30 protein-coding genes and 3 tRNA genes are annotated in these 26457 nt (G+C 68.6%); 18 read left to right on the top strand and 15 right to left on the bottom strand.

What is annotated here, in order from left to right; all coding sequences use genetic code 11:
- Nucleotides 1-27 precede the first annotated feature (27 nt).
- The 5 genes from TU34_RS01820 to TU34_RS22795 form a co-directional block, all read right to left on the bottom strand.
- Nucleotides 28-402, bottom strand: a complete 375-nt coding sequence (locus TU34_RS01820) for a hypothetical protein (RefSeq protein ID WP_045821117.1) — start codon at nucleotides 400-402, stop codon at nucleotides 28-30.
- Nucleotides 399-707 carry a hypothetical protein gene (locus TU34_RS01815; protein ID WP_150116338.1) on the bottom strand — a complete coding sequence of 103 codons (309 nt, stop codon included), beginning with the start codon at nucleotides 705-707 and terminating at the stop codon, nucleotides 399-401. Before TU34_RS01815 ends, TU34_RS01820 begins: the two co-directional genes overlap by 4 nt.
- Nucleotides 704-967: a hypothetical protein gene (locus TU34_RS01810; RefSeq protein WP_150116337.1), complete on the bottom strand. Its 264-nt coding sequence runs from the start codon at nucleotides 965-967 to the stop codon at nucleotides 704-706. The genes TU34_RS01815 and TU34_RS01810 overlap by 4 nt, the downstream gene beginning before the upstream one ends.
- A gap of 89 nt (nucleotides 968-1056) precedes the next feature.
- Nucleotides 1057-1221 (bottom strand): hypothetical protein, encoded by a 165-nt coding sequence (locus TU34_RS23825; protein WP_160298493.1) that lies wholly within the window; start codon nucleotides 1219-1221, stop codon nucleotides 1057-1059.
- Between the two features lie 27 nt (nucleotides 1222-1248).
- Nucleotides 1249-1449 carry a MerR family transcriptional regulator gene (locus tag TU34_RS22795; protein ID WP_082079748.1) on the bottom strand — a complete coding sequence of 67 codons (201 nt, stop codon included), beginning with the start codon at nucleotides 1447-1449 and terminating at the stop codon, nucleotides 1249-1251.
- A 111-nt stretch (nucleotides 1450-1560) separates the two neighbouring features.
- On the opposite strand from TU34_RS22795, the gene TU34_RS01805 reads away from it, so the two are divergent.
- A complete protein-coding gene (locus TU34_RS01805; protein ID WP_150116336.1) occupies nucleotides 1561-2130 on the top strand; it encodes a hypothetical protein in 570 nt (189 codons plus the stop codon).
- A complete protein-coding gene (locus tag TU34_RS01800) occupies nucleotides 2130-3356 on the top strand; it encodes a tyrosine-type recombinase/integrase (RefSeq protein WP_150116335.1) in 1227 nt (408 codons plus the stop codon). The genes TU34_RS01805 and TU34_RS01800 overlap by 1 nt, the downstream gene beginning before the upstream one ends.
- A gap of 14 nt (nucleotides 3357-3370) precedes the next feature.
- Here TU34_RS01800 and TU34_RS01795 read toward each other — a convergent pair.
- Both TU34_RS01795 and TU34_RS01790 read right to left on the bottom strand, forming a co-directional pair.
- Nucleotides 3371-3443: transfer RNA gene (locus TU34_RS01795), tRNA-Arg, on the bottom strand.
- A gap of 46 nt (nucleotides 3444-3489) precedes the next feature.
- Nucleotides 3490-3581, bottom strand: a tRNA-Ser gene (locus TU34_RS01790).
- A 101-nt stretch (nucleotides 3582-3682) separates the two neighbouring features.
- On the opposite strand from TU34_RS01790, the gene hisC reads away from it, so the two are divergent.
- Nucleotides 3683-4765, top strand: coding sequence for a histidinol-phosphate transaminase (gene hisC, locus TU34_RS01785; protein WP_045821114.1), 1083 nt, complete (start codon nucleotides 3683-3685; stop codon nucleotides 4763-4765).
- A gap of 58 nt (nucleotides 4766-4823) precedes the next feature.
- Nucleotides 4824-5033 (top strand): hypothetical protein, encoded by a 210-nt coding sequence (locus tag TU34_RS01780; RefSeq protein ID WP_045821113.1) that lies wholly within the window; start codon nucleotides 4824-4826, stop codon nucleotides 5031-5033.
- Nucleotides 5034-5038: 5 nt separating this feature from the next.
- On the opposite strand, the gene TU34_RS01775 is transcribed toward TU34_RS01780, so the two are convergent.
- Complete coding sequence (locus TU34_RS01775) at nucleotides 5039-5989, bottom strand: NADP-dependent oxidoreductase (RefSeq protein ID WP_045821152.1); 951 nt, start codon at nucleotides 5987-5989, stop codon at nucleotides 5039-5041.
- A 119-nt stretch (nucleotides 5990-6108) separates the two neighbouring features.
- Here TU34_RS01775 and TU34_RS01770 point away from each other — a divergent pair, with 119 nt between their 5' ends.
- The gene (locus tag TU34_RS01770; RefSeq protein WP_045821112.1) at nucleotides 6109-6600 is read left to right on the top strand and encodes a MarR family winged helix-turn-helix transcriptional regulator; all 492 of its coding nucleotides are present in this window, start codon (nucleotides 6109-6111) and stop codon (nucleotides 6598-6600) included.
- Between the two features lie 16 nt (nucleotides 6601-6616).
- Here the strand turns inward: TU34_RS01770 and TU34_RS01765 are convergent, their stop codons facing one another.
- The gene (locus TU34_RS01765) at nucleotides 6617-7585 is read right to left on the bottom strand and encodes an alpha/beta hydrolase (protein ID WP_045821151.1); all 969 of its coding nucleotides are present in this window, start codon (nucleotides 7583-7585) and stop codon (nucleotides 6617-6619) included.
- 228 nt (nucleotides 7586-7813) lie between these two features.
- Between TU34_RS01765 and TU34_RS01760 the strand changes: the two genes are divergently transcribed.
- Together TU34_RS01760 and TU34_RS01755 are read left to right on the top strand one after the other, a co-directional pair.
- Complete coding sequence (locus TU34_RS01760) at nucleotides 7814-8248, top strand: acyl-CoA thioesterase (RefSeq protein ID WP_238981127.1); 435 nt, start codon at nucleotides 7814-7816, stop codon at nucleotides 8246-8248.
- A gap of 108 nt (nucleotides 8249-8356) precedes the next feature.
- Entirely contained in the window at nucleotides 8357-9745 is a 1389-nt protein-coding gene (locus TU34_RS01755) for an alpha/beta hydrolase (RefSeq protein ID WP_238981126.1), read from the top strand.
- A gap of 155 nt (nucleotides 9746-9900) precedes the next feature.
- Here TU34_RS01755 and TU34_RS01750 read toward each other — a convergent pair whose 3' ends face one another.
- From TU34_RS01750 to TU34_RS01740, 3 genes are read right to left on the bottom strand one after another with little or no spacing between them, the layout of a single operon-like run.
- Entirely contained in the window at nucleotides 9901-11151 is a 1251-nt protein-coding gene (locus tag TU34_RS01750) for a hypothetical protein (RefSeq protein WP_420835147.1), read from the bottom strand.
- On the bottom strand, nucleotides 11148-12272 hold the full coding sequence (locus TU34_RS01745; protein ID WP_420835148.1) for an acyltransferase family protein: 1125 nt from the start codon (nucleotides 12270-12272) through the stop codon (nucleotides 11148-11150). Before TU34_RS01745 ends, TU34_RS01750 begins: the two co-directional genes overlap by 4 nt.
- Before the next feature lie 26 nt (nucleotides 12273-12298).
- Entirely contained in the window at nucleotides 12299-13630 is a 1332-nt protein-coding gene (locus TU34_RS01740; protein WP_045821108.1) for a UDP-N-acetylmuramoyl-tripeptide--D-alanyl-D-alanine ligase, read from the bottom strand.
- A 103-nt stretch (nucleotides 13631-13733) separates the two neighbouring features.
- Between TU34_RS01740 and TU34_RS01735 the strand changes: the two genes are divergently transcribed.
- From TU34_RS01735 to TU34_RS01700, 8 genes are all read left to right on the top strand, one after another.
- Entirely contained in the window at nucleotides 13734-14828 is a 1095-nt protein-coding gene (locus TU34_RS01735) for a D-alanine--D-alanine ligase family protein (RefSeq protein ID WP_045821107.1), read from the top strand.
- An 8-nt stretch (nucleotides 14829-14836) separates the two neighbouring features.
- Complete coding sequence (locus TU34_RS01730) at nucleotides 14837-15901, top strand: magnesium transporter CorA family protein (protein ID WP_045821106.1); 1065 nt, start codon at nucleotides 14837-14839, stop codon at nucleotides 15899-15901.
- A 96-nt stretch (nucleotides 15902-15997) separates the two neighbouring features.
- Entirely contained in the window at nucleotides 15998-17158 is a 1161-nt protein-coding gene (locus TU34_RS01725) for an NAD(P)H-binding protein (protein WP_045821105.1), read from the top strand.
- Nucleotides 17159-17162: 4 nt separating this feature from the next.
- Nucleotides 17163-17876 (top strand): CPBP family intramembrane glutamic endopeptidase, encoded by a 714-nt coding sequence (locus tag TU34_RS01720; RefSeq protein ID WP_045821104.1) that lies wholly within the window; start codon nucleotides 17163-17165, stop codon nucleotides 17874-17876.
- Between the two features lie 49 nt (nucleotides 17877-17925).
- Entirely contained in the window at nucleotides 17926-18804 is an 879-nt protein-coding gene (locus TU34_RS01715) for a glycosyltransferase family 2 protein (protein WP_045821103.1), read from the top strand.
- A gap of 212 nt (nucleotides 18805-19016) precedes the next feature.
- Entirely contained in the window at nucleotides 19017-19925 is a 909-nt protein-coding gene (locus tag TU34_RS01710) for an NADP-dependent oxidoreductase (RefSeq protein WP_045821102.1), read from the top strand.
- Between the two features lie 53 nt (nucleotides 19926-19978).
- On the top strand, nucleotides 19979-21058 hold the full coding sequence (locus TU34_RS01705) for an alkene reductase (protein ID WP_045821101.1): 1080 nt from the start codon (nucleotides 19979-19981) through the stop codon (nucleotides 21056-21058).
- Nucleotides 21051-21542, top strand: coding sequence for a MarR family winged helix-turn-helix transcriptional regulator (locus TU34_RS01700; protein ID WP_045821100.1), 492 nt, complete (start codon nucleotides 21051-21053; stop codon nucleotides 21540-21542). The genes TU34_RS01705 and TU34_RS01700 overlap by 8 nt, the downstream gene beginning before the upstream one ends.
- Nucleotides 21543-21633: 91 nt before the next feature.
- On the opposite strand, the gene TU34_RS01695 is transcribed toward TU34_RS01700, so the two are convergent.
- Nucleotides 21634-21720, bottom strand: a tRNA-Ser gene (locus TU34_RS01695).
- Nucleotides 21721-21804: 84 nt separating this feature from the next.
- On the opposite strand from TU34_RS01695, the gene TU34_RS01690 reads away from it, so the two are divergent.
- Nucleotides 21805-22767 (top strand): alpha-1,2-fucosyltransferase, encoded by a 963-nt coding sequence (locus TU34_RS01690; protein ID WP_045821099.1) that lies wholly within the window; start codon nucleotides 21805-21807, stop codon nucleotides 22765-22767.
- A gap of 33 nt (nucleotides 22768-22800) precedes the next feature.
- Here TU34_RS01690 and TU34_RS01685 read toward each other — a convergent pair whose 3' ends face one another.
- Nucleotides 22801-23373, bottom strand: a complete 573-nt coding sequence (locus TU34_RS01685; RefSeq protein ID WP_052688606.1) for a MarR family winged helix-turn-helix transcriptional regulator — start codon at nucleotides 23371-23373, stop codon at nucleotides 22801-22803.
- A gap of 200 nt (nucleotides 23374-23573) precedes the next feature.
- On the opposite strand from TU34_RS01685, the gene TU34_RS01680 reads away from it, so the two are divergent.
- Nucleotides 23574-24551 carry an NAD(P)H-quinone oxidoreductase gene (locus TU34_RS01680; RefSeq protein ID WP_045821098.1) on the top strand — a complete coding sequence of 326 codons (978 nt, stop codon included), beginning with the start codon at nucleotides 23574-23576 and terminating at the stop codon, nucleotides 24549-24551.
- A gap of 42 nt (nucleotides 24552-24593) precedes the next feature.
- Here TU34_RS01680 and TU34_RS01675 read toward each other — a convergent pair whose 3' ends face one another.
- On the bottom strand, nucleotides 24594-25790 hold the full coding sequence (locus TU34_RS01675) for a cysteine desulfurase-like protein (protein WP_045821097.1): 1197 nt from the start codon (nucleotides 25788-25790) through the stop codon (nucleotides 24594-24596).
- 103 nt (nucleotides 25791-25893) lie between these two features.
- Between TU34_RS01675 and TU34_RS01670 the strand changes: the two genes are divergently transcribed.
- Nucleotides 25894-26436, top strand: coding sequence for a bacterial proteasome activator family protein (locus tag TU34_RS01670; RefSeq protein WP_045821096.1), 543 nt, complete (start codon nucleotides 25894-25896; stop codon nucleotides 26434-26436).
- The last annotated feature ends 21 nt before the right edge of the window (nucleotides 26437-26457 follow it).

The following is a 26457-nucleotide window of genomic DNA, read 5'->3' as shown; positions in this document are numbered from 1 at the left end:
TGGTAGACGGGGCCACAGCGCGGACGATTAGTCGACCCGGACCACGGTCGTGGAGGGCTGGCACTCGTAGCTCGTGATGAAGTCGTGCACAGCAGTGAGGACGGCCGCGACTCCCGGCAGCGCCGCAACGGATCCCGGCTCGTCGGTGTAGACCTGGACGTAGTGGTGGCAACCTTCGCAGGCATCGTCCCAGTCGATGCCCGACCCCAGCACGACGTCGGTGAGGACCCCGTCCAGCCACCAGTCAGTACGGTCCACGAACGCCTTGGCGCCGCCGGCGGCGAATCGAGCGATCACCACAGTGTTCGATTCCTCGTCGGGGAACTGTGCGTGCAGCTCCTGCGGCGTGGGCGGCGATTCGACGATCGCCTTCGCGACGGATACGTGAGAAGGGGCGGTCACTTCGCTGCCACCGCCTCGGCCGAGGCGGCGTACTCGACGACCTGAGCCAGGATGGCAGAGAGCGCCTTTGCGTCGTCGACACTGAGGACGATCTGCTCATCAACACCACCGTCTTGCTCGACGAGATGCACGATGACATCAACAATCTCGGGGTGGTCGTCATCGGTCCACGCCAGGGCGCCGACGGTCAACTTCGGCCGGTGCGGCTCCCTCGACGAGTTCGTGTAGTCCGCGACCATGTGGTCACGGTGGTCCGGAAACTTGTTGTCGCACCACGCATACATGCAGCTCGCTGTGTTGCTCATCGGATCACCTCCGCGAGAGCGGAGCGGGCGTGCCCGATCGCGGCGACGAGCGCGTCAACCAGGTCGATGGCCTCATCGATCGACATGTACGCGTCTTCGTCGATCGCCCCCTCTGCGCCGGTGATGTGCACAAAAACCGAGGGGCCGCTGGTGGGATCGGTGATCACCACTCCAGCGCCGACCGTCAGGTCGCGTCGGCTCCGCCCGGAGAGGGACGCGGTCGAGTAGATCGACGACTCATGCTCGTCGTGGCCCGCCATCGTGACGGTGCACCAGCCGTACTCGCACATGCGAGGGACTTCGTCGGCTAGGAGTGGCGTGCTGTCAGGGGTGTGAACTACAGTCATGCTCAGTTCCTCAATTCATTGGCATGGGTTGCTTGGACTTGGCCCCGAGAAGCCGTTGGCGCGGCTTCCGGGGCATTTTTCTTGACCAGATCAGGGGTGCGATCTGGGAACATTTCGATGCCGCCTAGGTCTTCGGCGGCGCGGATGAACTCATAGCGGTCAGTCATCGCTTCTCCACAGACTGAAGGTGTGCGTCACGCCGCATCACCTAGACCCAGGGCCGAGCGCAGTTCTGCGGTCGGGACGACATAGCGGCTACCGACCTTGATGGTGCGTACTGGGAAACTCCCGCTTCGCGCGGCGGCGTAGGCGGTCGACGTTGCGATGCCGAGAGCGGCAGCAGCCGTCCTGAGATCGGTGGAAACGCCGAGTGCGGCGAATTCGTCGGGTGTCATGCGTTCTGTCTCCGTTCGGACTTTCGTGTTTTATCCCGTCTGCTGATCGGAACTATGATCAGTCCTACCACACGATCGGAGTTGTCGTTCGAAACCTCTATTCTGATCGGCATGTCGAACGAGGTGGACTGGTCCGGTGCCGTGGTGAACCGAATAGGCAAGACCGTACGAACGCTCAGAGGCGCGAGAACCGTGCAGTGGCTGTCGGACGAGACTCACGCCGTGGGCAAGCGCGTCGCGAAGGCCTCAATATCGGAGCTTGAGAACGGAAACCGGAAAGTAGTCGCGATCACCGATCTTCTGATTCTGGCCGCGGCGCTGCACGTGCACCCCATACAACTGCTCTACCCGGACATGCCCGATGGACAAGTAGACGCTCTGCCCGGACGTAGCGTGACGTCATGGGAGGCCGCACAATGGTTTTCGGGCGGACTGCAACAGTCGGCCATTCTGGTTGACCCCGATATCGACCCTGGTGTCTCAGCTTGGTCGCGTGAGCGTGAGCAACTCCAGCGCCGCATCAATCGCGTCCAACGGTCACTGGATATCCGGACCGCCCTCGATGCAGACGGCCGCGAGCGGTACCAGGCAGACCTCGACGAATACCAAGACAGGCTCCAGACCGTTGAGCGCCACATACGCGCCCTCGGAGGCGTGGTCGTCGAACAAGGACGGATCTAGTGCCCAGGCAGGCAAGGCCCGTCGGAACATGGGGAACGATCGCCAGAACGAAAGTCGGCAACAAGTGGCGCGCACGGGCCCGTTACCGCGATTACAGCGGCGCGACGCGGCTTGTGGAGCGAACCGGCACGAGTGCGACGGACGCCGAGAACACGCTTCTGGCCGCCCTACTGGCGATGAGTCCCACACCGACGTCGGCGGCCGAGATCACGGGCAACACCCTCATGCGAGACGTGGCGAAACAATGGCTTGCGGAACTCGAATCCAGCGAGGAGCCATACGCCCCCACCACGATCGCTCTGTACACCGAGACCGTCCGCAACCACGTCTTGCCCGGCATCGGGGATCTGCGGGTTCGTGAGGCCAACGCCCCGGCGCTAAATCGGTTCGTTCTCGACGTACGGTCACCAGCTATTCGCAAGCGATGCAAGGTGGTGACGAAGTCGATGATGGCGTTGGCAATCGTTCACGGCGCCATCGACGCGAACCCCGTGACCGCCCTGGCCGACCGCAGTCGCCGAGGCAAAGGCAACGCGCGCCCCAAGGCGCCGGTCCGAACTCTGTCGATTGTCGAGCTGCACCAGCTCCGAACGAACGTCACTCAGTGGTGTGGCGGCAATCGCTACGGATCACCACGAGGCGCAGATCTGCCCGACCTGTTCGACACCCTCGCCGGCACCGGCCTGCGGATAGGTGAGGCGCTGGCGACGCGTTGGTCCGACCTAGACCTTGATGCGCCGACGCCTACTCTCACGGTCACTGGGACGGTCGTACGTGGCACCAGACAGCCGTTCCCCAAGTCGTCGTCGAGCCACCGAACCGTCGTGCTCCCCGCCTTCACCGTGGCGGCACTTCGGCGGCAGCGCGAGCGTGACATTCCCACCGACTGCGATCTGGTCTTCCCGTCCCGCACGGGCGGTCCCCGGTCGACCAACAACGTCCGACGACAGATCCGAGAGGCCCGCGGCGCCGAGTTCGAATGGGTCACACCGCACACGTTTCGCAAGACCGCCGCGACGATCATCGAACGGTCGGTTGATGTCGATGCCGCAGCCGCCCAGCTCGGCCACTCGGGGACAGCTGTCACCCGTCTGCACTACATCTCCCGCGCCGCCGTAGCGCCCGACCTGCGTCACGCCCTCGACGCCCTCGCACCCGATTCTGATGGGTTACTGGTGGAAACAACGAGAGACGGCACTCCCGATGATCTCGGAAGTGCCGTCTGACCTGCTCTTTATTGTGCGCCCGAAGGGATTCGAACCCCTAACCTCTTGATCCGTAGTCAAGTGCTCTATCCGTTGAGCTACGGGCGCGTGCTTTTCAGTTGTGGCGGTCCGGCCCCGCGAGGGGCCGATGCCGTGGCGGAGGCGAGAGGATTTGAACCTCCGGTCCCGTTTTAGCGGGACAATTCATTAGCAGTGAATCCCATTCGGCCGCTCTGGCACGCCTCCAGCGAGTCCTTGCGAACTGCCGAACGCAAAGGTTACACACGGGTTGACTTGCGGAGCAAACCGGTTGGTGACGTGGCGATATGCCGCCTAGATTTGAGCACGTGACACCACGAATCCGTCCCGATCTGGCCACCGTGCCCGCCTACGTGCCGGGCAAGACCTTCCCCGGATCGGTCAAGCTCGCGAGCAACGAGGTCACCTTCGGGCCGCTGCCCAGCGTCGCCGCGGCCATCGCCGACGCCGCCGCCTCGCTCAACCGCTACCCCGACAACGGGATGGTCGAGCTCACCGAGGCCCTCGCCAAGAGGCTGGGTGTGACGCCCGACAACATCCAGACCGGCTGCGGCTCGGTGAGCCTGTGTCAGAACCTCATCACCATCACCACGACACCCGGCGACGAGGTGCTGTTCGGTTGGCGGTCGTTCGAGACCTATCCGCTCGCGACCCGTGTCGCCGGCGCGACACCGGTCCAGATCCCGCTCACCGGGGATCACACCTACGACCTCGCCGCCATGGCCGAGGCGATCACCGAGCGCACCCGCCTGATCTTCGTCTGCAACCCCAACAACCCGACCGGCACCATCGTCACCGCCGACGACCTGGTCGACTTCCTCGACCGTGTGCCGCCGGAGATCGTGGTCGCGCTCGACGAGGCCTACATCGAGTACGTGCGGCCGTCGCAGGCGCAGAGCTACGACGCGATCGAGCTGCACCGCCGCTACCCGAATCTGGTCGTCCTGCGGACCTTCTCGAAGGCCTACGGGCTGGCGGGCCTGCGCATCGGGTACGCGATCGCCGACCCGACCGTCATCGACGGCCTCCGTCGCGTGCACGTGCCGTTCAGCGTCAACACGCTCGCGCAGGCCGCGGCCGTCGCCTGCCTGGCCGCCGACGACGAGTTGCTCGCCCGGACCGAGGCGGTCGTCGCCGAGCGTGACCGCGTGACCACTCGTCTGCGCGACCTCGGCTACCGGGTCGCCGACTCGCAGGCGAACTTCGTGTGGATCGACCTGGGCGCCGATGCCCTCGATTTCGCCGCCGCGAGCATCGACCACGGCGTCGTGATCCGCCCGTTCGCCGGCGACGGTGTGCGGGTCACGGTCACCGAGGCGGCCGAGACCGACGTGTTCCTCGCGTTCGCCGAGAACTGGGCTCGCGAGCACAGGGCCGGCGAGCATCGCTGACGCACCCCGCACCGAGGGTCTCGGGTTCGCCCAGTGTGCGCGAACCCGCGGGTGCAACATGTTCCCGCACTATCTCGAGGTCGCCGGCTGGCTCGCACTCGCGGCGGTGACGCTGGCATGGATCGCGATGGCCGTCTACGTCACGATCGATCTCGTGCGCCGCGAGGTGGCATCGCGACCGCGACGACAGCGACTCGCCCTGATCTGGCTCGTGCCGATCGTCGGCGTCGCGGTCCACCTGCTGGCCACCCGCCGCGACGCCGGCTGACCGCCTCACCCGACCGTGTCGTCGACGACCACGACGACCTTGCCGGAGATCTGACCCCGTGCCGCGCGGGCGTGGACGTCGATCAGTCCCGTGAACGAGACCCGTTCTGCGACATCGACGGTCAGTTCACCCCGATCGATGCGGGTGGCGAGCTCGGCCAGCTGAGCGGCGTCGCTGCGCACGTACATGTCGACGCCTCGGACACCGCGGGCGGCATCGGCCGGGGCGGGCATCCACACGGTGGTGTTGACCACGACACCGCCGTCACCGACCAGGGCGGCGAGCGCGGTGAGACGGTCGCGGTCGATCGCCGCCAGGTTCAGCAGGACATCGACCGGCTCGGTCACCGCGTCGAGCAGATCGGTCGCGGTGTGGTCGACGATCTCGTGGGCGCCGGCGGCCGTGACCCGCGCACGGCTCGACGGACCCGCGGTGGCGATGACGTGTGCGCCGGCGGCGGCAGCCAACTGCACCGCATAGCCGCCGACAGCGCCACCGGCTCCGTTGACCAGGATCCGTTGTCCCGCACGTAGTCCGGCGTGCTCGAACAGTGCCTGCCAGGCCGTGAGACCCACCAGCGGGAGTGCGGCCGCGTCGGCGAGAGGGATGGACGTCGGCGCGGGCGTGAGCCCGTCGACCGCGGCGACGACGTATTCGGCCGATGCACCGTCGGGGGCGAACGGCAGGAACCCGATCACCCGGTCACCGACGGCGAACCGGTCCGCGCCGCCCCCGAGGGCGTCGACGACACCGGCGACGTCGAGGCCGGGAACGTGCGGGAGGTCGACCGGGATCGGCCCTTGCATGGCGCCCGCACGGATGGTGCCGTCGACGCTGTTGAACGACGTCGCGGCGACGCGGATCCGCACCTGGCCCTCGGCGGGCTCCGGCCGGTCGACCTCCTCGTACCGCAGGGTGTCGGGGCTCCCGTACTCGTGGAATCGCAGTGCCTTCATGGTCTCGACCTCTCTCACGTCCTCGATGTGCTGCGAATTCGAAGCACATCGAGAACGGTAGACCTAGTACGAATTCGAAGCAAGTGTTTCGAATGCGAAGCACGTCGTAGGGTCGTTCCATGTCCGACCACCCCGCACCTCTCGACCGGACCCAGCTGGAGGCCTACTTCGCGCTGATGGATGTGGCCGGCCTGCTCCGACACGCGGTGGAGCAGCAGCTCCGCGACGCGGGCGACCTCAGCTACGTGCAGTTCCAGCTCCTGGCACGCCTGGGGCTGAACTCACCGACCGGCAGCGAACGGATGACCGATCTCGCCGACGGCGTCGTGTACAGCCGCAGCGGGTTGACCTACCAGGCGGGACTGCTGGAGAAGGCGGGCCTGGTGACCCGCGCACCCTCGACCGACGACGAACGCGGGGTCACGGTCACCATCACCGAGAGCGGCCGCGACCGCCTGACCGCGGTGCTGCCCGGGCACACCGCGGTGCTGCGGGATCAGCTCTTCGGACCGATGTCGACCGACGCCCCGGAGGCGTTGGCCGCGTTGCTGTCGCCCGTGCGGGCGCACATGCGCTCCGCGCCGCCACGATCGGCCGCGCGTCGACGGTGAGCGGGAGTGCGTCGGGCTAGAGCCCTCGGGCGATGGTGGGCCACAGTTCGGGCAGGTCACGCGACCAGTACGCCCAGGAGTGGGTGCCGATCAGCGGGAAGCTCTCCGTCGCGGGGACGTTGTTGGCGCGCAGGGTGACCGCGAACTCCAACGAGCACCGGTAGGCGCCGCTCTCGAGGCCCGACGCGGCGAACAGCTGCTGCTGGCGCGACATCCCCGGATCGAGCGGGGCGGTGAAGTCGAGCGGTCCGATGGCCCCCGACCCGGCCGAGATGTAGAGGTTCTTCCCGCGCAACTTGTCGAGGTGCAGGCTCGGATCGTGTGCGGCCCAGTTCGGCCCCTGGATCGGACCCCACATGTTGGTGGCGTCGCCGCCGTCGCGCGCGACCGTGGCGCGGACGTAGGCCTCGTTGAGCAGACCGCTGACCGGTGGACAGCCGCTGAGCGACGCGGCACCGGTGTAGAGGTTCGGGTGGCGGAAGGTGAGGGCGAGCGCGGCCTGGCCGCCCATCGACAGACCGACGATCGCGTTGCGGCCGTTGCCGTTGTAGTACCGGTCGATCAGCGGGGGGAGCTCCTCGGTCAGGAACGTCTCCCACATCGGCTGGCCGACCACGGGGTCCTTGCGGTCCCAATCGGTGTAGAACGAGCCCTTGCCGCCCGACGGCAGCACCACGTTGACGTTCTTGTCCTCGAAGAACTTCACCGCGTTGCCCTTGGTGATCCAGTCGCTGACCGCGCCGGTCGCGCCGGCACCGTCGAGCATGTAGACCGTCGACCGCGAGACCGACGTGTCGCGGGGCAGCAGCACCGAGACGCTGACCTTGCCGCGCATGGCCGGGGAATCGACGGTGAGGTCGAGATGCCGGGGCGTGACCTTGGTGACGGTGTCAAGGGTCGCCACCGTCGGGGCGGGCGCAGCAGGGGCCGCGGACGCGATCGGCCCGACGAGCACGCCGGACCCCGCGAGGAGTCCGGCCGCCATCAGGATCGGGGCGGCGGCACGGAGCAACCCCCGAGCACGCACACCCACACCATGTCGTGACACCTGAGAACCCCTCACGGCCGATCACCTCCCCCGACGCGACCTCGAGCCGCACTTCACTACAGCGAGAGTACCGAGCGATCCGACGCCGAACAGCGATCTATCGTGGATCGGCATACTTCAGGTCGGTCACGATTGGGCCACCACGACGCAACGGAGGCGCCCACCGTGCTCGAACCCGACGCGTTCGCCTTCGAGGCCACGGTCGGGGTCCGGTGGTCCGACGCCGACAGCACCGGCGCGATCAACGACGCCCGCCTGGTCACCCTGATGGAGGAGGCGCGGGTGGCGTGGCTGCTCAGCGCGGGCGCGGAGTACCGACCCCTGATCACCAGCGCGATGATCGTCACCGTCGGCGTCCGGTTCCATCGCCGCCTCACGCATCGGGACGGTCCGTTGCGCATCGGGATGTGGATCGACCGGTACCGGTCGGTCGACTTCGAGATCGGCTACGAGATCCGCGCGGCGGCGAACCCCGCCGGCTCCGCACCGGCGTGCACCGCCACGACGCAGATGGCCGTCGTCGACATCGAGAACCACACCCTGCGACGCCTCACCAGCGAGGAGAAGGGCCACCTGTCGGCGTGGTCGCGCCCCGCCTGAACCCCTGCTCCACACTCGCCGCTTCGTCCGTTTTCCGCCGTTCCGTCCGCTTTCGGTTCCCAGGAAACTCACAGTCCTGCAATCGATTACGCGGGCACAATCGGTGTCGTGCCTGTGTCGCCACACCAGGGTGTGTCCCTGCTCGACGGGTGGTTCCCGCTCACGCTGCAGATTCTCGCCGCCGTCGTCCTCGTCGTCGCCGTCGGATGGAGGACCCGCCGCTGGCGCCTCCTCTGGTTCCCGATCGCCGTCGTCGTTGCCGTGGGCGGCGCGTGGGCCGTGCACCTCTATTTCGACTCCGAGGGCCTCGCGACCGACCCCGCCCCCTGGCAGCTGTGGGTGTGGGTGGGCCTGAGCATCGGTGCGCTCGCGGTACTCGTCCTGGGTTTCACGACCGCGCGGTGGTGGCGACGTGGCGTGACGCTGGTGGCGGTGCTGCTGACCGTCCTCACGACCTCGGTCATCCTCAACCAGTGGGTGGGCTACTACCCGACGCTGTCGGCCGCCTGGGGTGCGATCACCGCCGGACCACTGCCCGATCAGGTGTCGGCGTCCGCCCTGCCGTCACTGCGCTCCACCACGCGCACGAAGGGTGCGGTCGTCCCGATGACGACCACCGACTCGATCAGCCACTTCGCGCATCGCACCGAGTACGTCTACCTGCCGCCCGCGTGGTTCCGCGGAGCGACTCCGCCCGCCTTGCCCGTGGTGATGATGATCGCCGGCGAGTTCAACACCCCGTCGGACTGGATCCGCACCGGCGACGCCATCTCGATCGCCGACACCTACGCGGCGAAGCACGGCGGTGAGGCACCGGTGCTCGCGTTCGTCGACGCCGGGGGCTCGTTCAACAACGACACCGAGTGTGTGAACGGTCCACGCGGCAACGTCGCGACCCATCTGACCGACGAGGTCCGCCCGGCCGTGATCTCGCAGTTCCACACCGCGTCGACGGCGGCGCAGTGGGGCATCGTCGGATGGTCGATGGGTGGTACGTGCTCGGTCGATCTGACCGTGATGCACCCCCATCTCTTCTCGAGCTATGTCGACATCGCGGGTGACGCGGCGCCTGTGGCAGGGACCGCGGCCCAGAGCGTGCAGCGACTCTTCGGCGGGAACGCCTCGGCGGCAGCGTCGTTCGACCCGGCGACGGTGATGGCGCGTCACGGGCCGTACGTCGGGGTCTCGGCACGGTACGAGGAGGCCGACCAGAAAGGGATGCCGCGGTGGCGCGGCAACCATGCCTTCCACGGCGGCGGGAAGCATCCCCCCGGCGGGCAGCAGGGCGGCGCGGGTGCCGGTCTCGGCGGACGCGGTGACGGGGGGACCAACGATCAATCGCAGGCCGCGGCGGCGTTGTGCGCCGACAACCGCAAGGTCGACATCACCTGCACCATCGACACCCGACCCGGCCGACACTCATGGCAATTCGCCGCGGGCGCGCTCCAGGACACCCTGCCGTGGATCTCCCACCAGATCGGTGTCACCGGCTCCTGACACGCCAGTTGGGCACGTAACGACCGCAGTTGGGCACGTAACGACCGCAGTTGGGCACCCGCGCCCCACGTGCTCGGCCAACTGCCCAACTGCGGGAGTTACGTGCCCAACTGACGGGATTACGTGCCCAACTGACGGGGTGGGGTGCCCGAGGGTCAGCGGGGCTTGGGCCCGTCGGTCGAGGACAGGCGGAGGATGTTGCCCTGCAACACATCCCGGTAGATGCGCAGCTGTTCCTCGCCGGAGCGCACCTGCTCGGTGAGTCGCTTGGTGTTGTCGGCGGAGATCTCGCGGTCACCCGAGCGGGCGACGAGACGGTCGATGCGGTCGTCGATGGTGGCGGTGTGCGCGAACTCCGCGAGCACCCTCAGCTCCACCGCCGCCGACTCGACCACCTCGGCCACCGACGCCAGTGCGGCGACCCGCTCGACGAGTTCACCCCACACCGGCCGCAGCGCGCCCTCGCGTCCGTCGATGTGCGAGGTGAAGTCGGCGTCGAACCCGGCCGCGCGCCGACTGGCGTCGAGATCGATGCGGATGGTGCGCAATGCGATCACGTCGGCGGCGATGTCGGCGAGTTCGGCGTGCAGGTCGACAGCGGTGCGCTGGATCTCGAAGTGTTCGGAATGCCATGCCGGACAACGCATCACCCGGTCGTAGAACGAACCGGCGGCGAACAGGATCGTCTCGTAGCCGTCGACGAAGCGGGCGTCCTCGGAGGTGGTGAAGGTGTCGGTGTCCCCGACGAGCTCGGCGACCCATCGATGTCCGCGCTCGAGTCCTGCTCGCGCAGCGGCGGATCCGACCATCCCGGCGACCCGGTCGATCGCGGCGGTTCCGGCGCGACGGACGTAGCCACCGGAATCGACGTTGGGTGTCGGGGTGTAGGTGAGTCCCAGGAACAATCGCTCGCGGTCGGCGAGTTCGAGGTGGACACCCTCGCGGCGTTCGCGCCGGATCCCGCGGATGCTGGTCGAGAAGATGCCCTTGCCGTTGACGAGGGATTTGCGGGCGTCGTCGAGCCGACGCACGAACGTGTTGCGACGACTCCGCAGCACCGGCGCGACCATGCCCGGGATCATCGGGTTGCCGAGCTGGGCCTCGATGGCGTTGACGGTGCGGTGCATCCGGCGCAGTTCACCGAAGCCGCCGCGACCGTCCCCGAGAACGGTGTGCGCCGTGGGGATCGGGAGACCGGAGGACATGCGGCGGGTCATGATCGCCCGGGCGGGTTCGGTGAGGTGACCGGAGGCGATGATGACGGCGGCGGAGTCGGACAGTTCGGGATGCGGGCCCGGGATGATCGAGCGCTCGCACCAGCGTCGGATCGCGGCGGCGTCGACCCCGGGGGTGTCGGCACGAGCAGCGTCGGGCCGGTCCGGGGTGTCGCGATCGGGGCTGGTCACACCGTCGATGGTACGGATCGGACGCGCTCTCGACCGCTGGGACGACGCCAGATGACCGACGTCACGCGATGCAGTGCCCACGCGATCGGGGCGGTGATGACCGTCGTCACCACGAACACGCCGACCGTCGACCCGGTGAAGGTGCGGTAGTCGAGGACGTCCATCACGATCTCCAGCACGAGGAGGTGGGTGAGGAAGAACTCGTAGGAGATCTCACCGAGCCATACGATCATCGGCCGCGACAGCAGGCGGTCGATCCACGAGCCCGGTGGCCCGAGGACGAGCGCGCCGACGAGGCACATCGCCGCGCCCAGGTAGAGCATGAGCTTGATGACGGTGGCCGACATCGTCGTCGGGGTGATGGTGGGTTCGCCGGCGAAACCGGCGGAGCTGAGTTGGAAGAGCAGCACCGCGATCAGCACGAGGAGCGTCGGGTTGGCGCGCACCGACATCTGCACCGCGACGGCCAGGATCATCCCACCGACGAACCAGCTGAGGAAGGCCGGTGGCCACAGCCGCGCCGTCGGATCGATGCCCGACCCGCTGTGGGTCGCCAGCGCCCACAGCGGCGAGATCGTCAGCAGCGCCACCAGGCTGACCAGCACCAGGTCGGGGCGCCACCGCCGGCGGCAGACGATCGCGGTGATCACCCATCCGATGGCGGGCAGCGCGAGGTAGAAGACGACCTCCACCGCGAGACTCCACATCTGCGTCAGTGCGGTGTGCAGGTGTCCGAAGCCGTAGATCTGGGTGAGTGTGAGGTTGCGGACCAGGCCGCCGACGCCCCGGCCGAACTCGGAGTCGTCGGTGCGGAACCAGGCGTAGACGGCGTAGACCACGAGCACCGTGACCCAGTAGGCGGGCAGGATGCGGCGCACCCGGTGATCGGCGTAGCGCCGCAGCGACGGTGAGCCGGCGCCCTGGGCGAGACCCGAGATCCACGGGCGGAACAGCAGGAACCCCGACAGCGTGAAGAAGATCGGCACGCCGATCTCGAGGCGCGCGAGGATCCGACCCGGCAGGTCATCGGTGTAGTGACCGGTCCAGAAGGCCGCGTGCGAGGCGCACACCAGAAGCGCCGCGACACCGCGGATCCCGGTGAGCGACGACGAGAGGCGCAGCGCCGGTGTGGCGTTCGCCGTCTCGCTCAGTGCGCGCCCGTGGTCGTGAGCAGGGCCTGCGCCACCCTTTCGAGCGCGGCGACCCGACTACCCTTCACCAGGACCGCGTCCCCGTCCCCGAGATCGCCGAGGGCCAGCACGGCGTCGTCGATGTCGGCGACGTGGGTGGCGCGCGGACCGTAATCCGGCGCGTCGACGGCGATCACGTCGATCCCCAGTTCGGCGGCGCGGTCGCTGATCGCGAGGTGTTCGGCGCGCGCGGTGCCGCCGAGCTCGGCCATGACACCCAGGACGGCGAGCTTGCGGTTGCCCGTCAGCCCGGCCAGCGCCTCCAGTGCGGCGACCATCGACGTCGGGTTGGCGTTGTAGGAGTCGTTGAGGATCTGCACACCGGAGTCGGTGCGCGACAGTTCCATGCGCAGACCGGAGATCGCCGCACCCGACAGGCCCTCGGCGATGCGATCGACACCGAGCCCGATCCCGCCGGCGACCGCCGCCGCGGCGAGCGCGTTGTGGACCTGGTGACGGCCGCGCGCCTGCATCGACACCTCGATCGACCCCCAGGGGGTGTGCAGCACGAAGGTGGGTCGGAGTTCGGCGTCGACACGGATGTCGGTGGCGCGGACATCGGCGGTGGGCGCCGACCCGTAGGCGATGACCCGCGCCGAGGTGCGTGCCGCCATCGACACCACCTCCGCCTGATCGGCGTTGAGCACGGCGAGACCGTCGTCGGGGAGCGACGCGATGAGCTCGCCCTTGGCCTGCACGATCGAGGCGATGTCGCCGAACAGTTCGAGGTGCACGCCGTCGACCCGGGTCACGACACCGATCGTCGGATGGGCGATCTCGCAGAGTGTCGCGATGTGGCCGACACCGCGCGCACCCATCTCCACCACGACGGCCTCGGTGTCATCGGGGGCGTTGAACAGGGTCAGCGGCAGGCCGAGCTCGTTGTTGAACGAGCGCTCGTTGGCCGCGGTCCGCAGACCCGTCGACAGGACGCGCGCCAGGAGGTCCTTCGTCGAGGTCTTGCCGACCGACCCGGTGACGCCGATGACAGGGCCGGTGACACGGTCACGGGCCGCCGTGCCGAGGCGGGCGAGCGCCGTCGCGGTGTCGTCGACCTCGACGACGGTCACCCCCGGGACGTCGACCGGGGTCGAGGCCAGGGTCACGCTCGCACCCGCGGCCACCGCGGTGCCGATGAACTCGTGACCGTCTCGTGCGGCCACGATGGGCACGAACAGCTGACCGGCGGTGATGGTGCGCGAGTCGATGCCGGCGCCCGACACCGTCGTGTCGGGGCCGATCAGGCGACCACCGGTCGCCGCGGCCACCTGCGTTGCTGTGAATTGCACGCATCGAAACTACTCCGCGGCAGCGCTGACCCCTGCCGAACCCGTTCGCCGGTGCCGGGCACGTCTCTCGCGACCGATGGGTGGGCAACCGTATGGTGAGGGCATGCTGACCCCCGCCACCACCGGCGGATCGCCTGATCGTCACCGCCTGGTGGTCCTGTTCGGCGGAGTCTCGGCCGAACACGACGTGTCGTGTGTCACGGCCGCGCACGTCCTCGCCGCCGCCGATCGCGACCGCTTCGACATCGTTCCCGTCGGGATCACCCGCGAAGGGGTCTGGACCCGCAACGACGCCGCCATCGCCGCCATGGCCGAGCAGCGCGCGCTGCCCGATCACCTCGAGCCGGTCGGCACGGCGCTGCAACCGCTGGCCGCCGTCAGCGAGGGCGATCTCCCGGTGGTCGTGCTGCCGCTGCTGCACGGACCCCACGGCGAGGACGGGACCGTGCAGGGCATGTTGGAACTCGCCGGTGTGCCCTACGTCGGCAGCGGGGTGCTGTCGTCGGCGGTGTGCATGGACAAGGCGATGGCCAAGGTCGTCACGGCGCAGGCGGGGATACCGCAGTGCCGGTGGCTGGAGTACCGCGACGGCGTCGGTGACCGCGCCGAGCTCGAGGCCCGCGCGATCGCCGAACTCGGCGCGCCGCTGTTCGTCAAGCCCGCCAATCTCGGTTCCTCGGTGGGGATCTCGAAGGCACACGACGCCGCCGAGCTGACCGCGGCGATCGATCTGGCGTTGACCTACGACGAGGTCGTCGTCCTCGAGGAGGCCGTCACCGGACGGGAGATCGAGGTCGCGGTGCTGGGCAACGAAGCACCCGAGGCATCGCTTCCCGGCGAGGTGCTCCCCGGTGCGGAGTTCTACGACTACGCCGACAAGTACCTCAACGGCACTGCGGGACTGCAGATCCCGGCGAAGCTGACCGACGACGAGATCGCGGAGGTCCGCGCTCTGGCCGTCTCGGCGTTCACCGCGATGCGCTGCTCGGGGATGGCGCGCGCCGACTTCTTCTACGAGGAGGACGGGCGCGGCTGGCTTCTCAACGAGGTCAACACGATTCCCGGTTTCACACCGTCGTCGATGTACCCGAAGATGTGGGAGGCGACCGACCTGCCGTACCGGGACCTCATCGACCGACTGGTCGACCTGGCGCTGGCCCGCCACCGCCGTCGGTCCGGTTTCTCGACCTCCCACTGACGCCGCACGTGGTCGACAACGGTACGAGCGGACCGCAGGTACGCGGACAGATCTGGCGCGACGGCGAGCCCGTCGACGGTTTCGAGTTGGCGAAGGTGTCGGACTGCATCGACGACCCCTCGACGATGATCTGGGCCGACCTCGTCGACCCGTCCCACGAGACCCTGAGCGCGCTCGCCGATGAACTCGACCTCAACCGCTGGGCGGTCGAGGATGCCCTCGCGGCCTCGGAGCGGGTCAAGGCCACCGGCTACGCGCACCACACGTTCATCACCGTGTACGCGGTGGCGTTCGACGGCGCGGCCGCCGCGCCGGACTCCGAGCTCGACGTCGAGTTCGCCGAGAACGCACTGAAGGTGCAACGGATCTCGATGTTCCTCGTCGGCAACGCGCTCATCACCGTCCGTCTCACCGCGGGACGCGATGCGGCCGACGATCGTTCGGCGGTGTTCGACATGGACGACGTGGTGGCGCGGTGGGACGAGATCGGGGGTCTCGAGCGCGGGGTCGGGTCGCTGCTGCACGGACTCCTCGACGTCGTCGTCGACGGTCACTTCGAGGCCGTGCAGCAACTCGACGACGCGATCGAGGATCTCGAGAGCATGTTGTTCGACGACTCGACGGGGTCGCGATCGCTGCAACGTCGCACCTACCTGCTGCGCAAGAACCTGGTCGCGCTGCGCCGGGTGGTGTTGCCCATGCGGGAGGTGGTGTCGCTGATCCAGCGCCGGCGCGACGCCCTCGGCTCGTCCGACCGGCTCGACGCCGAGTTCACCGACCTCTACGACCACGTGCTGCGGGCCACGGAGTGGACCGAATCGCTGCGCGACATGGTGACCACCGTGTTCGAGACGAACCTGTCGCTGCAGGACGCGCGGCTGAACACGGTGATGAAGAAGCTCACCGGGTGGGCGGCGATCATCGCCGTGCCGACGGCCATCACCGGTTTCTACGGCCAGAACGTGCCCTTCCCCGGTTTCGAGCACACCGCCGGTTTCGTCACGAGTGTCGTGCTGCTGCTGACCGCGATGGTGGTCCTCTACGTCTTGTTCAAACGCCGCGACTGGCTCTGAACCGCACGTCACCCCCACCCTCACCGCGAACATTCCGCTTCAGGCGGAGCGGTATCTCACACTGGATCCGGACGTACCGGTCCGTACCGTGGAGGCATGCGAGTACTGGTCACCGGTGCAACCGGCTACGTGGGGTCACGACTGATCACCGAACTGCTCTCCGCTGGGCACGAGGTGGTCGCGGCGTCCCGTAAGCCCGACGGCCTCGCCGCGTTCGGCTGGTACGACGACGTGTTGCCCGTCGCCCTCGACGCCACCGACCGGACCGCCGCGGCCACCGCCTTCGGCGCCATCGGCCACGTCGACGTCGTCTACTACCTCGTCCACGCGATCGGACAGTCCGATTTCCGCAGCACCGACAACGCGTCGGCCCGCAACGTCGCCGAGGCCGCTCGCGACGCCGGCGTCTCGCGCATCGTCTACCTCGGCGGATTCGTACCCGACGGCGAGAAGCTCTCCGAGCACCTCGAGAGCCGCGCCGAGGTCGCCGATCATCTGCGCGTCGACGACGGTCCGGAACTGGTGTGGCTGCGCGCGGCGGTCGTGGTCGGCGCCGGGTCGACCTCCTTCGAGCTCGTCCGCTACCTCGCCGACCGCCTGCCGGTCATCCCGCTGCCGGCCTGGGCCGACAACAAGATGGACCCGATCTCGGTCCGCGACATCTGCTACTACCTCGTCGCCGCAGCCGATCCCGACACCCTGCCCGCCGGCGACTACGACGTCGCCGGGGCCAACAAGTCGAGCTACCGCGAGCTGCTGTTCGCCTACCTGGCCGCGGCGCACAGGCGTCGTATCCCGTTGCCGCTGCGCGGATTCGGCACCGGGTTGGCGTCGCTCGTCAGCAGTTCGCTGGTGCCCGTCCCGACCGGCCTGACCGCCGACCTCGTCGCGTCGCTGGACTACCCGATGTACGCCTCCGAGGACCGCATCCGGTCGATCGTGCCCGACCCGCCCGGCGGCCTGCTCACCGTGACCGAGGCGGTCGAACGATCCGTGGAGAGCGGACCGGCGTTGCCGGTCAACAAGCTCACCGACATCCACCACCTCGCCGACTCCGACCCCGTGTGGGCCGGTGGCGACCTGCTCCGGGTGCGTCGCGTCGCGGCGACCCTGATCGGCTCGGGCGGATGGGACCATGTCGAGAAGCTCGGGGCCGGTCTCGTGTTGTCCAACGGAACGGCGGCCGGCGCGGTCCGCACCGGCGTGGATCTCGCGCTGTCGTCCTTCCACAAGATCGCGCCGCGCGTAGGACGGTGACACGATGACGACGATGGTCACTCAGGGTTGGGACGAGCTGCGGGGCGCGGTGTTGCACCGCGAGCCCAGTCACCCGGGCGAGGATCCGGCCGTGATCCGCCGACGGCGCATCGTGGTCGTGGTGTTCCTGCTGATCGGCAGCGTGTTCCTGGCGTTGTCGCTCTCGACCGAGCCCGGCGCGTCGATCTTCTACGTCTACACCCTCGCCCTGGCCGCCACGTGGGTCATCGGGGCGGCGCTGTCGCGACCGCTGCACCTCGGTCGCATCACGTGGCGTGGTCACCGGCGCCGCCCGGTGCTGACCGGCCTCGGCGTCGGCCTCGGGCTCGGACTGGTCTTCGTCCTCGGCGGGTTGGTGGTGCGCCTGATCCCGCCGATCCACGATCTGATCGCCAACGTCTTCGAGCACGCCACCAAGGGCAATCTGACCGTCGTCGTGGTCATCGCGCTGGTCAACGGCATCGCCGAAGAGATGTTCTTCCGCGGCGCGCTCTACTCGGCGCTGGGCCGGCACTACCCGGTGATCTTCTCGACCCTGATCTACATCGTGGTCACCCTGGCCAGCGGCAACCCGATGCTCGGTTTCGCCGCGATCCTGTTGGGACTGGTCGCCGCCATCGAGCGCCGCGCCACCGACGGCATCCTCGCGCCCATGCTCACCCACGTCGCGTGGACCGCGGTGATCCTGTTGGCGCTACCACCCATGTTCGGGGTCTGAACCCGGCGTACCCGGCAGAACCGTTCATTCGGTCGTAAACTGCGTTCGTATGAACGCTCCGGTGTCCGGTGATGTCACCCTCTCGGTCATCGTGGCGGCCAAGGACGCCGAGACCCTCATCGAGGACTGCCTGACCTCGGTGCTGCCGCAGCTCCGACCCGGCGACGACATCGTGGTGATCGACGACCGTTCGTGCGACGCCACCGCCGAGATCTGTGCCCGCCTCGGCGTTCGCCTTCTTCTCAACTCCCACGCGCCCGGGCCCTACGGCGCGCGCAACCTCGGCGCCGCGCTCGCCACGACCACCGCGCTCGTCTTCTTCGACACCCGGTGTCGTGCGCTCGACGGCTGGTTGGAATCGCACCGTGACGCGCTGCGTGACGCCGACCGTCCGGTGATCTCCTACTCCGACATCGAGGTCGAGCAGACACCCGACATCGCCGCCGCGATCGCCCGCCACCTCAACCCGTTCAGCGCCCGCACCTACGCCCACGCCGGCTTCTACCCCGCCTGCAATCTGGGCATCGATCGTGAATTCTTTTGGCGGGCAGGCGGGTTCGAAGAGATTCGCGGTGGCGCCGACGTCGGGCTGTGTTCTCGTGCCACCGATCTCGGCGTGGCGTTCGCCGTCGACCCGGCCACGCGTGTGGTGTGGCATCCCCGTGAGCGATTCGCCGAACTGCGCGAGCAGTACCGGAGGTACGGGACGTCGAGTTTTCGCCAGCGCCGACGCTGTGCGCCCCTGCTCGTCCTCGACACCGCCATCTTCCTGGTCCTCCGAGCACTCGGCACCGCGATCGGCCCACCGTCGTCGCGGTCGTCGCTGCGTGCCCGCCTCGGCGCAGGACTGATCCAGGCCGATTTCGAGGTGGCGGTTCTCCGTGCCGCCGCATCCGATGCGGCCGCGGCCCTGCGACGGACGGCCTGAGAGCCGAATCCGCTCAGGAATCTCTCGCCTGACGACCACGCCATAGACGGGCGCGTCCACACCCGGTCCATCCGAGTGCGGGTCCGTCGGAGCCCGGTGAGCTGTACTCATCCACTACTGGACGGCCACATCCTCGATATTAGTTGGCCAGCCACACATATCCTGTTATTGTTTGGCCAGCCACATAAAACGAACATCTCGAGGAGACCCCCATGCAGGCCATTCAGTTCGATCGCTTCGGAACCACATCGGAACTGCACCTCGCCGAGGTCGACGTACCGCAGGTCGGTCCGGACCAGGTTCGCATTCGGGTGCGGGCCGCAGGGGTGAACGCGCTCGACGGGAAGATCCGTTCGGGCTCCATGACCGCCATCACGACGGCGTTCCCCTCCATTCCCGGCTTCGAGGTCGCCGGGGTGGTCGATGCCACCGGCGACGGCGTCGAGGACATCGCCGTCGGGGACGAGGTGTTCGGTTGGTCGTCCACCGGCGGCTACGCGGAGTACGCCCTCGCGGCAGTCGGGGAGATCGCGGTCAAACCGGCCGAACTCCCCTGGGAACAGGCCGTGTCGCTTCCCATCGCCGGCGCGACGGCCGAACGGGTTCTCGATCTGCTCGAGGTCACGGCCGGGGAGACGGTGCTGCTCCACGGCGCCGCCGGGGCCGTCGGCACCATCGCCGTGCAACTCGCAGCCGCACGCGGTGCCCGCGTCATCGCGACCGCCGGACAGGGCAATCAGCTGTACCTCGCATCGCTCGGAGCCACCGCCACCCTCTACGGCGACGGGCTCGTCGACCGCGTAGAGCAGTTGGCACCCGACGGTGTCGACGCGGTGTTCGATCTTGCGGGCAAAGGCGCCCTGGAGGACTCGATCACGCTCCGCGGCGGCACGGATCGGATCGCCACCATCGCCGACTTCCGCGCCCACGAGCTCGGGATCACCTTCGTCAGCGGGCCCACGCCACGCTCGCCGAGACGCCTCGCGGAGCTTGCCCGCGACGCCGCCGACGGGAGCCTCATCACCACGGTCACCACCTATCCGCTCGAACAGGCCGCCGCTGCCCAGGACGCGAGCGACGGCGGCCACACACGGGGAAAGCTCGCGCTGACCATCGCGTGACCTCGCACGTCCCCACCCATCCGACGCCACCCCTCCACACCAAAGGACCTCTCATGTACGACGCACTCTGGACCCCGGCCACTGTCGGCGCGACAAATGTCGCCAACCGCATCGCGATGGCCCCGATGACCCGCGACCGCTCCACACCCGAAGGCGTTCCGACCGAACTGAACGCCGAGTACTACGCCCAGAGGGCCTCGACCGGACTGATCATCACCGAGGGCACCCAACCGTCCGACGACGGCCAGGGCTACCTCCTGACCCCCGGCATCTACACCGACGCCCACGTCGCAGGCTGGCGCCAGGTCACCAGCGCGGTGCACGCCGCCGGCGGCAAGATCGTCATCCAACTGATGCACGTCGGGCGGGTCTCACACCCCGACAACACCCCGCACGGACGCCGGCCGGTCGCGCCGTCGGCGATCACCCCCGAGGCGTCGATGTTCACCGCGACGGGAATGCAGCCGATTCCACAGCCGCGGGAACTGTCTGGCCGGGAAGTGGCGCAGACCGTCGACGACTTCCGCGAGGCCGCCGCCGCGGCGATCGCCGCCGGCGCCGACGGGGTCGAGATCCATGGAGCCAACGGGTACCTGATCCAGCAGTTCCTCTCCGACAACACCAACCATCGCACCGACGCCTACGGCGGTTCGCTCGACAACCGGATCCGCTTCGCCGTCGAGGTCGCCACCGCGGTGGCCGACGAAATCGGTTCTGATCGCACCGGTTTCCGCATCTCACCCGGTAACACCTTCAACGACATCGCCGAATCCGACACCAGCGAGCTCTACCCGGCACTCGCGGCCGCGCTCGCCCCATTGCAGCTCGCCTACCTCCACGTCATGCATTCCGGCGACGACGCCCTCCTGACCACCATCCGGGACCTGTGGCCCACGACGGTGATCCTCAACCGCGCGGGCACCGACATCGCCACCCGCGTCGCCGATGTCGACAGCGGTGTCGCCGATCTCATCGCCATCGGCGGTCTCGCCCTGGCCAACCCCGATCTCGTGGCCCGGCTCCGGCAAGGCGGACCGCTCAACGAACCCGACCCGAGCACGTTCTACGGCGGAGGCGCGGCGGGGTACACCGACTACCCGACCTGGCGGGCCGAGAATGGGGCACATGTCTGATCCCACCGCACCATCCCCCGGAGCTGTCTTCGATGAAGGGAACGTGAGTTACGCGATCTTTCAGCTCGCTCGCGCGCATCGCGGCTACGCCTCGGCGCTGCTGAGGCGGCTCGACCTGCACCCCGGGCAGGAACTGATCCTCATGCACCTGCATCAACGAGACGGACAGACGCAGTCCGATCTGGTCGCCAACGTCGGTGTCGACCACTCCACCATGTCGAAAGCGTTGCGGCGCATGCACGATGCCGGCCTCGTGACTCGTGAGCCCGCCGAGTACGACCGCCGCGTCTCGGTCAATCACCTCACCGCCAAAGGCGAGGCGATGCGTGAACCGATCGCCGCGATGTGGCGCGAACTCGACGATGTCACCACCGCCGACCTGACACCCCGCCAGCGCGCGTCGCTGGTGGCGACGGCACGCACGATCGTCGACTCGATCAACGCCCGACTGTCGGCCGGGCCCACCGAGAGCGATGCACCGTGAACCGAACCCCACACAGTCCGTCCGCGCTCGTCATCGGCGCCACCGGCCCCTCGGCGTCCGTGCGGACATCGCGCGACGCGGCACCCATCGGCGGAAGTGGAGGGATTTGAACCCCCGGTCAGGGTTAACTGACGCTCGCTTTCAAGGCGAGTGCATTCGGCCGCTCTGCCACACTTCCTTCGCCGAGAAGGGTACGTCAGACCCGCTCCGCGCTTGTCGAGGGTGATGCAGCGAGCACGGACCGATCGTTAGTGTCGTACGCATGAACACGGCAGCTGGTGGCGACCCGGTGGTGGTCGGACCCGCGTCGGCGGCACCGCACGTCTCGCCGCGCGACATCGCCGACGGCATCTGCGTGCACCAGATCGGCGGGGGCCTGGGTAATCAACTCTTCGAGTACGCAGCAGGTTTCGCGCAATCACGGCGACTGGGCTGCCCGCTCTACATCGACGTGTCGGCGTTCTGCAGCTACGCGCAGCGCTCGTTCGAGATCGACACACTCGGGCTTCCGGGCACCCTGGTCAACCTCGACTACCCCCGGCAGGCCGCCGACGGTTCGGTGGGGCTGCGCCACCGGTTCGCGGCTGCGATGCCCCCGCTCGCGCGGCTGAGGATCGCGCGGTCGCCGGTGTTCCGGCCGGCGAGCCGTGAGGTCGACCCGTCGATCGACGCGATCACGCCGGGGACCACGCTGTCCGGGTACTTCCAGAGCCCGCGCTACTTCGCCGACCACGCCGACGAGCTGTTCGGGATCCTCGACTCGGCGTTCGCACGGGCACGCCGCGACGGTCCAGCGCTGCCGAGCGACTTCCTCGCCGTGCACATCCGGCGCGGCGACTACCTGCAGGCCCGGAACAGGGGGATCCACGGCCTCGCCGGACCGGGGTACTTCCGCGCTGCACTCCAACGGGTGGCCGGCCTGCCGTCGACGCAGGTCCTCTTCACCGACAGCCCCGAGCTGCTCGCCCCCGACTTCGACTTCCTCATCGACGCCGAGATCTACGACCCCGAGCTGGCGATGGGACCGGTCACCACGCTCGCCGCGATGGCGGCGGGCCACGGCATGGTCATGAGCAACTCGTCGTTCAGCTGGTGGGCGGCGTGGGTGATGAGCCGGCGCGACCCGAGCTGTCCCGTCGTCGCGCCGAGACCCTGGCACGACGCCGGCCATGCCGCCACCGACCTCCTTTTCCCCCAGTGGCTCACGCTGGACAAGCGGCTCTGACGGCCGGGGCGACCGACTTCTCGGCGGGGCCTGTCAGTCGGATTCGAGGCCGTCGCGCACACGGGTGAAGATGCTGCCGAGCTCGTCGAGTTGTTCGGTGCTGATGTGGGCGAGCAGATGCTTGCGGACGCGTCGGGAGTGATCGACCTCGGCGACACGCAGATGCTCGCGACCGCGATCGGTGATGCTGACCAGGCGATTGCGGGCATCGGTGGAATCGGGCAGCCGCGCGATGTCGCCGATACCGACCAGCCGCGACACCTGCCGCGAGATGGTGCTCCGCGATCCGAGACCACTGCTCGACAGATCCGACATGCGCATCGAATCGTTCTCCGACAGCGCCGTGAGCAGCAGGAACTCCCCCAGCGCGAGGTCGACATCGCAGACGAGGGCCTTGTCGAGGGTGACGAGCAGCGCGTGGGTGCCGTCGACGAAGGCGCGCCACGAACGCTGCTCCTCGGGCGACATCGACTCGCACTCGGATGCCGCCTCGCCGGAACGGTCGTCGGTGACGGAGTGGAGGTTCGAGGACACCGACGGGCCCGACCAGGCGTCGGAGTCGACCCCGTTCGGGGCCTCGTCCGTCTGCTGACCGATGCTGAACATGTGACCCCCGAGTCGACGGCGTCGTGCGACAAAACAGTTCGCGACGTCATCGAACGATACGGCCGGCGCGCCCGGAAAACAGTCGGACGAACGCTCTACTTCGCGCGGCTAACTCTGTGACGCGACGCCCACGGAGTCCGCTCGGTGCAGGCCTCTGTGTGCGCATCGACGTCACGGGGTAGAGATGACGGGTGACCTCCATGCGCACGATCGCCGTCCGCGGCGACGGATCCGACGCCGTCCTCGAACCCACCACCGCCCCGAAGCCCTCCGCCGGTCCCGGCGAGGTCCTCATCGCCGTCGTCGCGGCCGGGGTCAACCGCGCCGACCTCATGCAACGGCAGGGCCTGTATCCGCCGCCGCCCGGGGCCAGCGAGATCCTCGGCCTCGAGGTGTCGGGCACGGTCGCGGAGCTCGGTGAGGGCGTGACCGACCTCGCCGTCGGCGACGAGGTCTGTGCGTTGCTCGCCGGTGGTGGCTACGCCGAGTTCGTCGCCGTGCCCGCCGGTCAGGTGCTCCCCGTACCGGGGTCGCTCGATCTCGTCTCGGCCGCGGCGCTGCCCGAGGTGGCGGCCACGGTGTGGTCGAACCTGTCGATGACCGCGGGCCTCGCCGCAGACGACCTCCTGCTCATCCAGGGCGGCGCGAGCGGGATCGGCACCCACGCGATCCAGTTCGCCCGCGCACTCGGCGCCCGCATCGCGGTGACGGCGGGCTCGCAACGCAAACTCGACTTCTGCGCCGACCTCGGCGCCACCACCCTCATCAACTACCACGACGACGACTTCGTGGAGGTCGTGTCGGAGCTCGGTGGCGCGAACGTCATCCTCGACATCATGGGCGCGAAGTACCTGCAGCAGAACGTCTCCGCCCTCGCCGACAGCGGCCGGCTCGTCATCATCGGGCTCCAGGGCGGCGCGACCGCCGAACTGAACCTCGGCGCGATGCTCACCAAGCGCGCCACGGTCGCTGCGACCAACCTGCGCGGGCGTCCCGTCGACGGTCCGACCGGCAAGATCGCGGTGATGAACGGGGTACGTGAGGCGACGTGGCCGAAGGTGGCCGACGGCTCGATCCGTCCGATCATCGACCGCACCTTCGCGCTCGCCGACGCAGATGCCGCGCACCGCCACCTCGACGGCGGCGACGCCATCGGCAAGGTGCTGCTCACGGTCTGAGTTCCTGCCCGATCGACGCGAGGAACTGCCCGGTGGCGGGGGTCAGGCGAGGGAGCCGAGGCAGCGGACGAGCTGGTCGACCTCGTACGGGGTCGAGTATTGGCCGAGGCCGAGGGTGACCGCGCCACCGACGTCGCCGGCACCGATGCCGTCGAGCGCGCGGCTGGGCTGATCGGCGAGCGCACAGATGCCGTTGTCGGCCAGGCGGCGCACCACCTTGTCGGCCGACACCCCGCTGAAGGTGAAGCTGACCGTCGGCACGCGCGGGTCGCTGGTACCCACCACACGCACGGTGTTGAGCTGCTCGAGGGAGTTCACGAGGTAGGTCAGCAGCCGCTGCAGATATCCCGACAGGCTCGTCATCGAGGTGACGATCCGTTCGCGTCGGGTACCGGTGGCGGCCTCGTCGAGACCCGCGAGGTGCTCGATCGATGCGACGAGACCGGCGAGCATGGCGTGCTGGTGGCCGTCGACCTCCAGTCGCTCCGGGCCGACCGCACGTGGCGACAGGCTCGCGGCGCGCACCCGGTCGAGCTGGTCGGGATCACGGAACACCATGGCGGCGGCCTGCGGGCCGCCCCACCGTTCGGCGGAGACCACGAGGACGTCGGCCTGGAGTTCGGTGATGTCGAGAGGCATGTAGGGCGCCGCGCTGGTGGCGTCCACGACGAGCAGCGCGCCCACCGACTGCGCGACCTCGGCGACCGAGCGGACGTCGGTGACCGTGCCGATGGTCGACGACGCGGCCGTCATCGCGATGACGCTGGTCGATTCACCGGCGAGGTCGCGGTACTGCCAGGGCGGCAGCGCACCGTTCTCGATGTCGACCTCGGCCCACGACACCTTCGCGCCGAACCGGTCGGCCGCCCGTATCCAGGGGACGAGGTTGGCCTCGTCGTCGAGTCGGCTGACGATCACCGTCGACCCGAGCCACACGCGAGGACTCATCGACTCGGCGAGGGTGTTGAGCAGGGCTCCGCGGCTCGGTCCGAGGACCACTCCGCGCGACTGTCCGCCGACGAGGTCGGCGACGGCGCCACGGGCAGCGTCGATGATCGCACGCGACTGCAGTGCCGCGGGGTAGACCCCGCCCGGCGCGGACACCAGGGCCCGGAACGCCTTGGACACCGTCGACGCGACCGAGTCCGGGATCTGCATCCCGACCTGCGGATCGAGGTGGATCCATCCGTCGCCGAGCGACGGGAACAGCCCGCGCACCCGAGCGACGTCGTAACTCATGGCAGACACGATAGACCGTTCGCTTAGGTGATCCATACCAGCTCGTCACCGCAGGTGGGGACGGTGCCCACATGGCGTCGGACGCATATCGCACAATGGGTACATGACATCCCCAGTCTTCGGTTCAGGGTCGGACTCCACGGACTCCGACGACCGCATCGTGGTGGTCGGGCCCGGTGGCCCGACCGGCGCCGGCGACGACCACGAGGGGTCGGGTGGCCTCACCGACATGGTGGAGCAGCCGGCCAAGGTGATGCGGATCGGCACGATGATCAAGCAGCTGCTCGAGGAGGTGCGCGCGGCTCCTCTCGACGACGCCAGCCGCACCCGACTCAAGGAGATCCACCAGTCGTCGATCCGTGAACTCGAGGACGGTCTTGCGCCCGAGCTGCGCGAGGAGCTCGAGCGGTTGGCACTGCCGTTCACCGACGAGTCGACACCGTCCGACGCCGAGCTGCGGATCGCCCAGGCCCAGCTCGTCGGCTGGCTCGAAGGACTGTTCCACGGCATCCAGACGGCGTTGTTCGCCCAGCAGATGGCCGCCCGCGCGCAGCTCGAGCAGATGCGTCAGGGACAGCTGCCCGGTCCCGCCGGCGGACCGATGTCCGGCGGACACGGCGTGACCGGCACCGGCCAGTACCTCTGACCTGCCGCGGGACCGTCGTCG

Origin of the sequence: Williamsia herbipolensis (assembly GCF_000964005.1) — a bacterium.
Lineage (GTDB): Bacteria > Actinomycetota > Actinomycetes > Mycobacteriales > Mycobacteriaceae > Williamsia_A > Williamsia_A herbipolensis.
The sequence above is the reverse complement of the archived record's forward strand: the minus strand, read 5'-3'. Positions and strand labels throughout refer to the sequence as shown.